The organism is Deltaproteobacteria bacterium, from assembly GCA_021737785.1.
In the GTDB taxonomy this organism is placed as follows: domain Bacteria; phylum Desulfobacterota; class DSM-4660; order Desulfatiglandales; family Desulfatiglandaceae; genus AUK324.
Genome location: JAIPDI010000033.1, coordinates 18670 through 31478, shown reverse-complemented (window position 1 = coordinate 31478; position 12809 = coordinate 18670). Strand labels below are relative to the sequence as shown.

General features: G+C 52.9%; 13 protein-coding genes. 4 read left to right on the top strand and 9 right to left on the bottom strand.

From position 1 onward, the window contains the following. Positions 1–77 precede the first annotated feature (77 nt). Both hisD and K9N21_16060 read right to left on the bottom strand, forming a co-directional pair. The gene (hisD, locus tag K9N21_16065) at positions 78–1370 is read right to left on the bottom strand and encodes a histidinol dehydrogenase (GenBank protein ID MCF8145433.1); all 1293 of its coding nucleotides are present in this window, start codon (positions 1368–1370) and stop codon (positions 78–80) included. After that, the gene (locus K9N21_16060; GenBank protein MCF8145432.1) at positions 1342–2331 is read right to left on the bottom strand and encodes a ChaN family lipoprotein; all 990 of its coding nucleotides are present in this window, start codon (positions 2329–2331) and stop codon (positions 1342–1344) included. Before K9N21_16060 ends, hisD begins: the two co-directional genes overlap by 29 nt. Positions 2332–2670: 339 nt before the next feature. Between K9N21_16060 and uvrC the strand changes: the two genes are divergently transcribed. Then, a complete protein-coding gene (gene uvrC / locus K9N21_16055; protein MCF8145431.1) occupies positions 2671–4539 on the top strand; it encodes an excinuclease ABC subunit UvrC in 1869 nt (622 codons plus the stop codon). A gap of 92 nt (positions 4540–4631) precedes the next feature. Here uvrC and mgtE read toward each other — a convergent pair whose 3' ends face one another. The 3 genes from mgtE to K9N21_16040 all read right to left on the bottom strand — a co-directional run bounded on the left by mgtE (position 4632) and on the right by K9N21_16040 (position 8200). Next, positions 4632–5999, bottom strand: coding sequence for a magnesium transporter (mgtE, locus tag K9N21_16050; protein ID MCF8145430.1), 1368 nt, complete (start codon positions 5997–5999; stop codon positions 4632–4634). Further along, positions 5996–7021: a DHH family phosphoesterase gene (locus K9N21_16045; protein ID MCF8145429.1), complete on the bottom strand. Its 1026-nt coding sequence runs from the start codon at positions 7019–7021 to the stop codon at positions 5996–5998. The genes mgtE and K9N21_16045 overlap by 4 nt, the downstream gene beginning before the upstream one ends. Before the next feature lie 387 nt (positions 7022–7408). Continuing rightward, the gene (locus tag K9N21_16040; protein ID MCF8145428.1) at positions 7409–8200 is read right to left on the bottom strand and encodes a sugar phosphate isomerase/epimerase; all 792 of its coding nucleotides are present in this window, start codon (positions 8198–8200) and stop codon (positions 7409–7411) included. 96 nt (positions 8201–8296) lie between these two features. Between K9N21_16040 and K9N21_16035 the strand changes: the two genes are divergently transcribed. From K9N21_16035 to K9N21_16025, 3 genes are all read left to right on the top strand, one after another. Next, positions 8297–8644, top strand: coding sequence for a hypothetical protein (locus K9N21_16035; GenBank protein ID MCF8145427.1), 348 nt, complete (start codon positions 8297–8299; stop codon positions 8642–8644). Continuing rightward, the gene (locus K9N21_16030; GenBank protein ID MCF8145426.1) at positions 8641–8973 is read left to right on the top strand and encodes a hypothetical protein; all 333 of its coding nucleotides are present in this window, start codon (positions 8641–8643) and stop codon (positions 8971–8973) included. Before K9N21_16035 ends, K9N21_16030 begins: the two co-directional genes overlap by 4 nt. 301 nt (positions 8974–9274) lie before the next feature. Further along, the gene (locus tag K9N21_16025) at positions 9275–9547 is read left to right on the top strand and encodes a hypothetical protein (GenBank protein MCF8145425.1); all 273 of its coding nucleotides are present in this window, start codon (positions 9275–9277) and stop codon (positions 9545–9547) included. On the opposite strand, the gene K9N21_16020 is transcribed toward K9N21_16025, so the two are convergent. The 4 genes from K9N21_16020 to K9N21_16005 form a co-directional block, all read right to left on the bottom strand. Further along, positions 9521–10621 (bottom strand): PAS domain-containing protein, encoded by a 1101-nt coding sequence (locus K9N21_16020; protein ID MCF8145424.1) that lies wholly within the window; start codon positions 10619–10621, stop codon positions 9521–9523. The genes K9N21_16025 and K9N21_16020 overlap by 27 nt on opposite strands. After that, on the bottom strand, positions 10584–11048 hold the full coding sequence (locus tag K9N21_16015; GenBank protein MCF8145423.1) for a response regulator: 465 nt from the start codon (positions 11046–11048) through the stop codon (positions 10584–10586). Before K9N21_16015 ends, K9N21_16020 begins: the two co-directional genes overlap by 38 nt. Before the next feature lie 449 nt (positions 11049–11497). Continuing rightward, positions 11498–12238, bottom strand: coding sequence for an Hsp20 family protein (locus tag K9N21_16010; protein ID MCF8145422.1), 741 nt, complete (start codon positions 12236–12238; stop codon positions 11498–11500). Between the two features lie 143 nt (positions 12239–12381). Continuing rightward, a complete protein-coding gene (locus K9N21_16005; GenBank protein ID MCF8145421.1) occupies positions 12382–12789 on the bottom strand; it encodes an Hsp20/alpha crystallin family protein in 408 nt (135 codons plus the stop codon). Positions 12790–12809 lie beyond the last annotated feature (20 nt).

Sequence of the window (12809 nt, the reverse complement as noted above, 5' to 3'; positions counted from 1 at the left end):
GTGATTAAAATAATTGTTCCAAAATAAAAGCCTATATGTTTCAGATTGCACCAGAGCGTCTGATACATGCTGGGTTTCTATTCAAATCGGGCCTTGACCGCCCGGGCATGAATCGGAAGTCCTTCGGCCTCGGCCAGGGTTACGACCGTGTCTTTGAGACTGGCGAGCCCTTCTTTGCTCAGATACTGGAAGGTGGGCTTCTTGATAAAGTCATCCACCGAAAGACCCGAAAACATGCGGGCGCATTGGCCGGTGGGGAGGACATGGTTGGTTCCGGAAGCATAGTCGCCCACCGGGACCGGTGCGTAGGGCCCCATGAAGATGGATCCTGCATGTCTGATCCGGTTGAGGGTGATAAACGGATCCTGGGTCAGGATCTGAAGGTGCTCTGCGGCATACTCATTGGTAAACTCGACGGCCTGCTCCATATCCCTGGCAATCAGCACATAGGAATGCCTGGAAAGAGAGGACTCGAAGATCTCCTTGCGGGGGAGGGCCTCATATTCCCGTTCGATGATCTCGCAGACGGCCGAGGCCAGTGCTTCGGATGGGGTCACCAGCACGGCCGCAGAGTCGGGATCGTGTTCTATCTGGGAGAGAAAGTCAACCGCGATCCATTCGGCATCGGCTGTATCGTCCGCCAGGATGAGGGCCTCGCTGGGTCCGGCAGGCGAGTCAATGTCCACCTGTCCGTAAACCAGCATCTTTGCCGCCGTGACATATTTGTTTCCCGGGCCGACGATCTTGTGGACCCTCGGCATGGTCTCGGTCCCGAATGCCAGGCCTGCGACCCCCCAGGGCCCCCCGACCTTGAAGATCTGATCGCAGCCGGCAATATCAGCGGCTACCAGGGTGGCGGGATTGGCGGTCATCCCTTTACCTGGCGGGGTGACGGCCACGATCCTGGCGACGCCCGCCACCTTGGCCGGAAGAACGGTCATGAGGATGGAACTGGGATATGCTGCCGTACCCCCCGGGATATAACAACCGACGATATCCATGGCCCTGCTGACCCGGCCCGCTAAAATACCCTCCGACACCTCAATCGCCCACATCTCTCGCTCCAGTTGGGCGGTGTGGAATCGGGTAATATTTTGTGCAGCGGTTTTAAGCGAGTCAACAACCCTCGAATCCACACTGTCATAGGCCTCCCTTATTTCAGCCGGGGAGACCTCCAGGTCCGCAATGGCGATATCCGACTTATGTTTCCGGTAATGGGCCAGGGCGACCGCGTTGCCATGTTTTTTTACATCATTCACGATGGTGCGCACATCTTCAAATATGGACGAGATATCCTCCATGGATCGCTCCATGACCGATTTTCGTCTTTCAGGGCTTAAGTCATCTATCTTTTCCGGTGCTATTTTCATTTTTGTCTTTTTCTCCCAGGTTTCGTAATTTCATGGTTAGGTGGCCGTGCCTCCCGGCGGAACATCCACTTGTCAACCAGGCGTAGTCCGCCATGTTATTATTGAGGATCAATCGTTCTGTCAAGGGATATAACAGGATGGTCGCCATTTTTGCCGGCATGCGGCCCAGGACTCGGTCCGGGATCCCGAATCTGTGGATGATGTGGCCGTTTCCGGTAAACACCACCATCTTACCGGGATTTTCTTTCAGGTGTCGGGCAATGTTTCGGGCCATGGTGTCTTCCCACAGGCACTGGGCCTGATAAAAAAAGTCGAAATTTTCCAATTCACCATGGGAATGGTGGGTGAATACCTCGCTCAGGTACTGACGATGGGCCTCATTATTGAGATCGATCTCCTCTGCCGCGTGGCCGCGTTCTTCCGGAGTGAGACTCTCGAGACCTGACCTGGCCACCTTTCGGACGACCCTGTGGGGAAGGTTGATCCCGATGAGACGGTTTCCCCTTTCTCGGGCCGGGACCACGAGGGGCCGGTAAAAATGATAGGGGAAGGACCATCCCTTGGCCCACCCCACCTCGTTGAGGAATTCGGGCTCATTGCTATCTTTATTAATATACCGGTCCAATGCCGGTTGCTGCGTGGTGTCGAAAAACTCCATGGCCACGGTCAGCGGACCGTAACGGCTCGTGAGGGCCTGAAGAATCTGGACCTCTATCAGGTGGTGCTCGGGGTTGTCATGCACCTCGCCGACAAAGATCAGATCGATTTCCTGTAAATTGTCCATAAGCGCTTCAAAGGATATGGAATTCCCCCTGTTGAGGTCGATGATGCGGCCTTCGGCGAAATGCCCTGGAACGCCTTCAACGGAGGCCAGGGGCGGCATTTTGGGTCCCATTACGGAACACCCGCCCATGATGAGGGAAAAGGCGATAAAGAAGAAGGGGATCGGAAGAGATTTCATATTTGAACACACCGGTGTAGGGAAATGACAATGATGTTGACTGAAGATATAGGTATCATTTACCCTTAAAAATTGCAACCCGTTACAGGTGAAGCGCGAAAGGTGACGGCTTGCGCGATCAGAAACAGAGGAATATGAGATCCATTCGCAGTGCCTGAACGAAAATCACGCCTTGGCGTGATTCAGGCACAACTGCGAATTGAGGAATTGCGAATTCCGAATTGATGGAATAGAGTTGAAATTCATAAAACCAAGTTTTCGATTCCACCCTTTTTGGATTTCCGGGTTTTCGTTCAGACACTATTTAAGTACTTGAGTTCATTTCAGGCACGCCTCAATATGAAATCCACGGATCACGCCCAATATGAACTGGACCCCAAGGTGCTGCGCAACACATTACCGGATGCGCCGGGGGTTTATCTTTTCATCAACCATGAGGGGAGGGCCATCTATGTGGGCAAGGCCAAAAGCCTCCGCAAACGGGTCCTCTCCTATTTCAGGACCAACGGTGACGCCTCGGCAAAGACCGCCAGGATGATGAAGCGGGCCAGTGCCCTGGACGTCATCCTCACCGATACCGAACAGGAGGCCTTCATTCTCGAGGGTCATCTCATCAAGAAACACATGCCCCGCTACAACATCATCCTGCGGGACGACAAACAGTATCCCTGCCTCTGTCTGGATGTGAAAACGCCTTTTCCGCGACTGGCCATTGTCAGGAAGATCAAGAAAGACGGGGCCCTCTATTTTGGACCCTTTTCCTCAGCCAATTCGGTGCGGAGCACCAAAAAGCTGATCGACAGGGTGTTCAAGCTGCGCAAGTGCAAGAACCAGGTCCTGCGCAAACGGAACCGGCCATGCCTTAATTTTCAAATGAATCAATGTCTTGCGCCATGCACCTACGAAATCCCTTTAGAGGAATATAAAGAGATCGTTCAACGGGTCCGGCTTTTTCTGGAAGGCCGCAGTCAAGAACTCATTGCGGCCCTCGAAGGAGACATGGCTGAGGCGGCCAGGAACCTGGATTTTGAAAAGGCCGCCGGTATACGGGATCAGATCCGGTCGATAAGAAAGACCGTGGAACGCCAGTATGTCGTGTCCCACCAACTGGAGGACCAGGATGTGATCGGGCTGGCGCAAAAAGACGGGATGTGCCAGGTGGTGGTCCTCTTTATCCGAAGTGGCTATCTGACAGGAACCCGAGACTTTCTCATCAAAGAAGCGAATGCGCTTTCTCCTGAGGTCATGGAGGCCTTTCTGAAACAATACTACGGAAGGGAGACCTTCATTCCAAAAAGGATTCTCATTTCCGAGCCCATCGAGGATCTCGTCCCCATTAGGGCCTGGCTCTCCGGACTGATCGGAAAGCGGGTGGTCATCCAGAGACCGCTGAGGGGCGAAAAGCGAAAGCTTACCGGGATGGCCGTCACGAATGCCGAAAATCTCCTTGTCGGCCATGCAGCAGCTCAAACACAGGACCTCCTGGCCGCCGCCGAATCCGTTCTGGGACTTGCACACCCCCCGAGGCGGATCGAGGGGCTCGACATCTCCAATTTTCAGGGGGGGTTGGCGGTTGGGACCATTGTCTCTTTTGTAGAGGGGGCACCCCACCGGGCCGGATATCGGAACTTCAGGATCAGGCAGGCCGGGATCATCGACGATTACGGCATGATGGCCGAGGTGATGAAAAGAAGAATCGCTAAAGGTCCATTGCCGGACCTCTTTCTGGTGGACGGGGGTAGAGGACATCTTGCCACGATCCGGCGTGTCTTGGAGGAACAGGCCTATGTTCGTGCTAAGACGGAAGGTTCCAAGAAAATGCGCGGCGATTTTCCAATGCCCGAAGTCATATCCATTGCCAAGCCGGACGACCCTGCCCGCGACCCGCGGGACAAGATTTATCTCCCCGGAAGAAAAAATCCCCTCATGCTGAAGGCCGGGCATCCGGTGTTGCTGCTGATGATGCGGATCCGGGATGAGGCACACCGGCGGGCGGTCACCTACCACCGGAAGTTGAGGAAAACACATATGACACAGTCTGAACTGGATCAAATTCCCGGCATCGGTAAGGAGAGAAAGGCCCGGTTACTCCGGTATTTCAAGGGGATCAACGCTATCGCTGATGCCACAATAGAGGATCTGGCGCAGGCACCGGGGATCAGCCGGGGCCTGGCAGAGGCCGTATTCTTGCATTTTCACAGCGACTGAGTGGATGGAAAAGAGATGCGACACAAAGACTGTTTCGCCCCCATTATTGAGGGAATACGTCCAGGTCATTGATCAGAAAATGACCGTCGCCGTTAAACCGGAGCGCGCAGAAAGAGGGTCACCAGGCCCAGGTAGATCAGGAGGCTGAAGATATCGTTTGTGGTGGTGACAAACGGTCCTGAGGCCAGGGCCGGATCGATATTCATCTTCTTGAGTAATAAGGGGATTGCAGAACCGATCAGACCTGAAAGGAGGATAATGGCGATAAGGGCGATGGTTACGATCAAAGCGAGCCGGAAATTCTTGAGCCAGAGTCCCACAATCACTCCAAGAATCAGCCCGCATATGACGCCGTTGATGAGGGCGACCCGCATTTCCATAAAGAGCCGCTTTCCCACATTCACGAGACCGATGTCGCCCGTGGCAAGCCCCCTGACCACCACCGTGGCCGCCTGGGTGCCCGTATTGCCTCCCATGGCCATGATGACCGGGAAGAAAAAGGAGAGGGCGATCAGCTTTTCCAGAGAGGATTGGAACTGGTCGATGACCAACGCGGCAAACACGCCTCCGAAAAGGGCCGCCACCAGCCAGGGCAGCCGTGCCCTGGATATTTTCAGGGTGGAGGCCTCTGTAATTTCCTGATCGATGACCCCGGCCATGAGTGAGATATCCTCATTCACCTCATCTTCGATCGCTTCGATGATATCGTCATAGGTAATCCGGCCCACCAGGCGATAAGAATCGTCCACCACCGGTATATTGACAAGGTCATATCGCCTGACCAGGTGAATCACCTCCTCCTGATCGGCCCTGACATTAACGGATATCACCTCCGGATTCATGATCTCGCTGATCTGCCTGTCAGGGGGTTCCAGCACCAGGTCTTTCAGCGAAATGAGCCCCACCAGTTTTTGATAGGTGTCCGTCACCCAGATATAATAAAGATTTTCCACCTCCTCCCGTTTTTCCCTGATGGATTCAATGGCATCCCTTACCGTGGCGCTGGCCTTGACAGCCACAAATTCCAGGGCCATGATGCCGCCGGCCGTGTCCTCAGGATAGGTGAGGAGTTTCTTAAGCTCCTCGGTGACCTGATCTCCGACCGCTTCAATGACCTCTCTTGCCCGATCCGCCGGGAGATTTCCCACCACGTCGGCTGCATCGTCAGAGTTGAGCACCTCGACAATTTGGGATATGGCCTTGCTGTCAAGATCCTTCAGGATACGTTCCCGAACAGGTGCCTCGATTTCCATGAGGACCTCGCCGGCCCCTTCGGGCTCCAGGAGACGGAATATGAGCAGCCCTTCCTCCCTGCCTGAATGCTCGATAACATCGGCGACGTCAGCGGGCCTCATCTGATCGAGGAGCGTTTTCAGCGTCAGGCTGTCCTGCTGATCAACGAGTCGCTTGACTTCCTCAAGCAGTCTGCCGTCGACGGGCCTTGCTTCAAAAACGGTCAAGATTGATCTCCCTCGGTTGCGACATGTTTCAATCGCTTTAATTCCTTTAAGACCAGTCGGTTCGGCAGGGACCGGTCATTTGTCTCTCCTATCATATTCTTCAAAGGGATTTCAGCCCGGCTGGCACTCTTATGACCGCCGGCAGATCCCCCCCAGGGTTTAAAGAGGCGCTGGACCATCTTGCCTGCATCGCCCCTGAATCCTGCATTTCTCAGAATGGCGATAAATCTGTCTTCATATGTGCCGGCCGCGATGCTCCATTCGGCTTCGGCCAGTTTCATGAAAAAATCGGCAATCATGACCAGGACATCCGGGCGGGTTATTTCTTCCATGTTGATATAGGCAATATCCTTTATAAAGATCACGTGTTCCATCGCAAACCGGAAGTCATTCAGCGTTTCCGTACTCATCTCCGAAGATTCGATCTTCTTTATGGTATTCATGTTGGCGAGGGGGTAGAGATACCGGAATGCATTCATATCATTGGGCGCTGATTCCCTGACAAAGTTGTCGGTATCCGTCTTGATGCCATAGAAGAGGGCGGTGGCCAGACGCGGGGAAGGGGTGATCTTGGACGCCCTGAGGTACTCGGTCAGAATCGTGGAATTGGCGCCGTAGTCCTCTTTTATGTCGATAAAGGCCGCCTCCGATGGAGGGCCCAGCGGGTGATGATCGATAATGATGTCAAAGGGATGGCTCATAAACCGTTTATGATGGTGCGGCTGGGAGTCTACAATGGCCCATCGATGAATTTTTCTCCCTCTCATGGACCGGATCCGCTGCATATTGATTTTGAGGCAGCTGATCAAGGCCAGATTGTCGGCCCGTTCAATGGGATTGATATGGAAAAGCGTTACCTTTCTCACCTTCCGCCAAAAGAGGCGCTTGAGAGCGAGGGCGCTGGCAATGGCATCTGGATCAGCGTTCATGATGATGCCCCATGTCTCGTCCGGAGACAAGATCTCCATCAGACGCTTGCATTTCTCTGCGGAGGTAACCGATTTGGGGAACGGACGATCCATAACGTTATGATAATCTCGTATTTGGTGCCTGAACGAAAATCACGCCTTGGCGTGATTCAGGCACAATTGCGAATTGAGGAATTGCGAATTCCGAATTGATGGAATAGAGTTGAAATTAATAAAATCAAGTTTTCGATTCCACCTTTTTGGATTTCCGGGTTTTCGTTCAGCCACAATTTAGGAATTCAGGAATTGAGGCATCCTGAGCGCCTGCAAGCGCATAAAACAGGGTATCGGTTATCCTGGTCGCTTTGAGCTTTCTGCTTCCAGCCTTACGCCGCCCACTGCTTTTCTGCCTTTTACGCTCCCTACGCCTTGCGCCTTATACCTTAAAAGGCTACCGCAAATATCCTTAAAATTCAATAAAAAACCGGGAAGCCCCCGCGGTTACCATGGCCATATTTTGTCAAGGTATTTCAAACTGGGCCACAATTCCTCTTCTCTGTGGGGTTCGAGGGTGACCACCGGACGGATGGGGGAGACCGCCGTAAGAAGTTTGAATAAATGGTCGAAATCGATACGCCCCTGTCCCAGAGCCAGGTGTTCGTCCTGCTTGCCGGAGTTGTCGTGCAGGTGCAATTGTCCCAGATAAGGTCCCAGAGAGGCGATCCATTCATCCATGGGAGCTTTGCCGAAAACCGCCTGGTGCCCGGTATCCAGACAAAAACCGACCCCATCATCCCTCAGATTCTCCAATAAATCGATCATGTCGTCCGGGGATTGCTCATAGACATTTTCCAGCATCATTGCAGCGCCCTCAGACCGTATGTGCCCAGCAATTTCGGACCATATGCCAAGGCTGTTCTTGAGCCAACGATCCCGGATGTGCCAGTATCGCCTGTGATCATATCCGGTGTGGCAGACCACGGTCTTTGGTCTGAAAAGGGGAATCAACCGGGTGACCTGCTCCAGTCGCTTTCGGGTAAGGTCCCTGATTTTGGGGTCCGGTGAGCCGGGAGAGAGATCCATGAAAGGCGCATGAAACGTGATGGCAAGGCCTGCCTCCTGAAGTCGTTCTGCCGCCGCCTCCATATGGGAAAGGGGGAATGCGTCCAGGGCCTGGGCGTCAAACCCGATTTCGGGATTGAGCCGGTTCGCAACGAACCGATCCAGGTAGGATTCAGAAAGCATGGTGAAGGGGATATTGATCTGGAGAAGGTCAGTCAGCGGGTGCATCATACAACGTCCTCAAGCCGCATTGACACTGCGGGTGTATTTGGATATAAGGGGATTGCATCGAAATCTTGACAATCCAATTTTTACGGGTTTTAGCTGATGAAAAAGGCACTCATGTCACCCCTCTGTTCCGGTCTCGTTATTCCGGGGTTGGGACAGATTATAAATCAGGATCTGAAAAAAGGGGGCCTGCTCTTGGGCGGGGTTTTCCTCCTTTTTATCGCGGGAATCATCAAACTGGCACACCTCGTCCATTCTATCTTCGGATCAGCAAATATGGACATCTCAGATCCTGAAATGTTAATGGCCAGGCTCAGGGCGGAAAATCTGACCCTCCTGTGGGCCATGGCGGGGCTGTTCATCCTCCTCTGGGTCTATTCCGTGGTGGATGCTTACATGGGAGGCAGGAGAATCGATGAGATGGAAGAGAGGGATCTCCCGTCATGAGGGCATACCTGATTGATGAGATTCCTGTCCAGGGGATGGCGCTGATTCGAGGATTTCTTAAAAAACACGCCATCAGCTCCAGTCTCGAGCAGATCTTCTGGGTCCGGATACCCGATGATCTCCTCAATGAAACCCAATATCTGCACACGCAGTGCCAACCCCATGTGTTTGCCGTGGAACTGGGCCAGGACTGGATCAAGCTGGAACTGTTTGTGCGCACCCTGAAAAGCATGCGATGCGACTGCCCGTCCTACTGCACGCCCAGCCAGCGGGACTTCATATTCAGGTTTGCCGACGGGATCATCGATCAACTGAACATCCGCACATAACGGGATTATTTTGGCACTGCCCCTGGAAGAATCTTCCCGATGTCACCCTTTTATTCCTTTCTTTGTTCTTGCCTGTCTCCCACTGGAAGGGCTCCTCGTGAATTTCCTGTCAAAACCTTTAACACACCCATACTCCTGTTTCAACCACAAACCCATGGATGCCGATGGGATTAGGCTTGTGGGCAAGCAAAGAAATGGCGGAATTCCCTGGTGTGGGCGACGAACTGCTGATATGCTGATACATTCTGAAGAGCGAACCCCAAAACGCCTGTCAATTCGGGATCCATCAGGAGGAAGCCTAATGATATATTATATCTATTTCGATAGTTACGGGCATGCAACAGCGGTTATCAGCGAGTTGGAATTGGGGGAAAAATACCATGGCGACCCGGAAGCCTTTTCCAGGGCGTGCGCCGATTCAGCGGCGGGTTGTCCTGTTGAACATGCCACCGGCCACGTGGGCGTCATGAGATTCGACGAGGAACACGAACTGGAGGAGTTTCTTGAATCACTCGGAGACGAGATAACCGGCTTTTACAGGTGCCAGTCAGACAGCCGGCCGTATAATTTCTGAGTCTTTTTTTACCTTTTCTTTTGACGCCTCGATGATGTCTATGATCTTTTTCCCCTGGATGTAATCCATGCTTTCACAAAGAGTGATCCCCTCGATTTTCTGGGTAATTGATGTGATCCGGTCGCACTGTTTTTTGATTTCCTTCAGGTTTTCGTTTTCCGGATCGTCCTTCAAGACCTCATCGAGAAGCAGGCACATATACTGGAGAGGTTGGTTGACTTCGTGGCATGTGGCGCCTGCGATTTCCAAGATCCCCTGAAGCTTCTCCCGCTTGAGTTGCTCCATCTGGGCGCGATGGCGGGCGGTAACATCGCGGGTGACCGCAATAAGGCATTTCTCTTCTCCATAGTCGATCACTTCCGCAGACCAGAGCACATTGCGAATCTCCCCGGATTTCATGCGAAAGTCAACCTCCATGTTCCTGACGGCGCCTTCTTTCTTGAGGGTTTCGAGCATCTGCGATCTCTTCTCGCGCTGGGCCCAGATGCCTAATTCCACTGAGCTCTTGCCGATTACCTCATGCCGTTCATAACCGGTGGTTCGCAAAAAGGCCTCGTTTACGTCGACATAAAACCCATCCTCAAGGGTGCTGATGACAAACCAGTCCGGGCTCGAACGAAAGACCTTTTTGAACTTGTCCTCGGAAATGAGCAGCGCCTCTTTAGTGAGTACGTTCTGGGTGTTATCCATAAAATAGCCCAGGGCCGCCCTGCGGCCGCCATAGGTAATGGAGGTAACTGTCTCGATGATCCAGCGGATCTCCCCATTCTTGGTGATCACCCGGTGATCATAGGTGCCCATGCTCTTTTTTTTCAACATCTGGATGGATTTTTCTCTTACAAAATCCCTCTCCTCAGGATGCACGATGCCTAATGAGTCCGTCCCCAGCAATTCATGCTCTTCATAGCCGGAAATTCTCAAGAATTCCGGATTCAGAAATCTAAACTTCCCATCTTGAACAATATAGATGCCGATAGGTGAGTTGATGAATAGGCTGGCATAAAAGTCAGGGCCTTGTTCGCAATCGTTCTCGGATTTAACGAACCGATTCCGTGCGTGTTTTCCTATTTTCATTTTTCCACATATCTCCTTCATTCAAGATTTTCTGGATTGTCCTGGTCAATAAATCAGGTTCAATCGGCTTTTCCATCAGGCCTTCCGGTGAGTTTGGGCGAGGACCGACGCTGTTCAGCGAGGGATCCGAGTGCCTGCCGATGAGGGTGCTGAGATCGGATGCAACCTGTGGCATATTGCTCACAATGACCACCGGGATGTGCTGCAGCTCAGGGTCCTTCCGGAGTTCCTTGAACAGACGGATTCCGCTCTTTTCCGGCATAAGAAGGTCCAGGAGAATAAGGTCCGGTTTTTCGGACCGGGCCATGGCAATGGCGGTGGCGCTGGACAAGGACCAGATGGTGTCATAGTCATGTGCTTTCAGAATGCACCGGAGAAAGCTGATTGAATCGGGATCATCGTCAATGATAAATATTTTCTTTGACATAGGGGTTTTTCTCTCAGGTCCACGAAAATCAGTACCACCCTGGTTACCGCCCGGGCGGCCCCATCAGCGGGGGGTAACATACCACAAGCCTGATAGGTTTGAAAGTGCAAATCCATTCCTGTGGGGAGGTCGCCCCATATATCCAGAGGACGCGAAAGGACGGAGGAGAGAGGGATATGCCCTCCGCGTGCGGCTGGGATGAAGATCTGTTGGTGCATCTTCCTGAATTTTCAAGGAAGATCGATGGTGGCGTGTGAGAACCTGGAGGGAGGAATTATGGTCTTTCCGGATGTATGGCAGGAGTGCGGTATGATACACAGGCAAGGGAAAAAGGTCTCCTGATCCGCTCATTCAGCGGTGAGGGAGCGCAGGACCCTGGCATATGTCTCCCTATTCCCCGAAAGATCTTCAGGGGCATTGAGACCATACAGAGGTGATCCCCTCCATGTTCATCCGGCATGGACCGTTATCTTCTTGATGCTTTCGCGGGCAGCGGGCGACTTGGGCAATGTTATAGACAAGACACCGTCCTTGAAAGAAGCCTCCGCACCGTCGGGTTCCACCTCGCAGGGGAGATAAAAACTTCGTTTAAAAGACCCATAAAAGCGTTCAGACGTATAATAGTCTCCCTTCTTCTGCTCTTGTTGCATCTTTTTTTCTCCCCGGATGGTGATCCTGTCATCCGTCAGGGAGACATCGAGGTCGTCCTTATCCACACCGGGCAATTCCGCTGTGAGTCGAAGGGCCTCATCGGTTTCATCCATATCCACACGAGGCCAGTTCATCCCCGAAACACCCATTGCCGGGTCCCACGCACCTTTGCCTCCGGTGAAAGGCATTGGGTAACTTCTGAAGAAGTCTTCGAAGAGGCGATCCGTGGCGTTACGGAGTTCCAGGAACGGCCGCTCCCATTCATCCGGCGGATATTCCGGATACCTGTCAACGCGCACAGGGAGGGAAGAACGCCTTCTCCTACCCTTTGGAATGATATCCTTGACCCGCTCCGAGAGATGTTTGAACTCCTGAAGGAGTTCCTGGGCAGAATCGCGCACCTCCTCCCCGCTGCCCTTGAGTTTATCCCTGACCTTATGGGTGAGTTCGGTGACTTCCTTTCTGAGGCTGTCAACGGCTTCCCGGATCTCTTTGCCCGCCTCGTCCAGCCTTTCCTTTGCCTTTTCAGATACAGCCATTACACTCACCTCCTTTCGACAGTATATAAGCGTTAAAGGAGACGTTTTTTCATGTGAGCGGCTTATCCCTAGAGCGGCGATCGCATAAGGCATGACACGAATGTGATGCATTAAGTCGCCGCTCTGAGGAATTGCCGGGTTCATCAACTCTTAACCGCGATCCTGCGGGGCGTTGCCGCCTCGACCTTGGGAAGCTGCAACCGAAGGACCCCGTCCTTGAGTTCAGCAGCAATCTTTGCCTGATCAATGAGCTGCGACAGGGTGAATTGCCGGTAATATTTCCCGGTCCGGTACTCCCGAATCACATCAACCTCGTCCGTCCCTTCAGGGGGCTTGACGTCGCCATCCAGGGTCAGCATGTTGTCCCGAAGGTCAATGTCCAGGTCTGCAGATTTCACGCCGGGCATATCGGCCAGGAGGGTGATCTCCTTTTCGGTTTCAAAGATATCCACCGCAGGCGTGAAAACCAACCCCGGCCGCGTTTGCTCGGCAGGCGTGGTCAGTTCTGATTTTTCCTTTACCTGAATCGATTTGCTCTCCGTATCCGTCATGTCGTATCCCTCCTTTCTAT

Coding starts and splice junctions, on each gene's coding strand:
- hisD (MCF8145433.1), bottom strand. CDS start 1,370: ATGAAAATAGCACCGGAAAAGATAGATGACTTAAGCCCTGAAAGACGA.
- K9N21_16060 (MCF8145432.1), bottom strand. CDS start 2,331: ATGAAATCTCTTCCGATCCCCTTCTTCTTTATCGCCTTTTCCCTCATC.
- uvrC (MCF8145431.1), top strand. CDS start 2,671: ATGAAATCCACGGATCACGCCCAATATGAACTGGACCCCAAGGTGCTG.
- K9N21_16045 (MCF8145429.1), bottom strand. CDS start 7,021: ATGGATCGTCCGTTCCCCAAATCGGTTACCTCCGCAGAGAAATGCAAG.
- K9N21_16040 (MCF8145428.1), bottom strand. CDS start 8,200: ATGATGCACCCGCTGACTGACCTTCTCCAGATCAATATCCCCTTCACC.
- K9N21_16035 (MCF8145427.1), top strand. CDS start 8,297: ATGAAAAAGGCACTCATGTCACCCCTCTGTTCCGGTCTCGTTATTCCG.
- K9N21_16030 (MCF8145426.1), top strand. CDS start 8,641: ATGAGGGCATACCTGATTGATGAGATTCCTGTCCAGGGGATGGCGCTG.
- K9N21_16025 (MCF8145425.1), top strand. CDS start 9,275: ATGATATATTATATCTATTTCGATAGTTACGGGCATGCAACAGCGGTT.
- K9N21_16020 (MCF8145424.1), bottom strand. CDS start 10,621: ATGAAAATAGGAAAACACGCACGGAATCGGTTCGTTAAATCCGAGAAC.
- K9N21_16015 (MCF8145423.1), bottom strand. CDS start 11,048: ATGTCAAAGAAAATATTTATCATTGACGATGATCCCGATTCAATCAGC.
- K9N21_16010 (MCF8145422.1), bottom strand. CDS start 12,238: ATGGCTGTATCTGAAAAGGCAAAGGAAAGGCTGGACGAGGCGGGCAAA.
- K9N21_16005 (MCF8145421.1), bottom strand. CDS start 12,789: ATGACGGATACGGAGAGCAAATCGATTCAGGTAAAGGAAAAATCAGAA.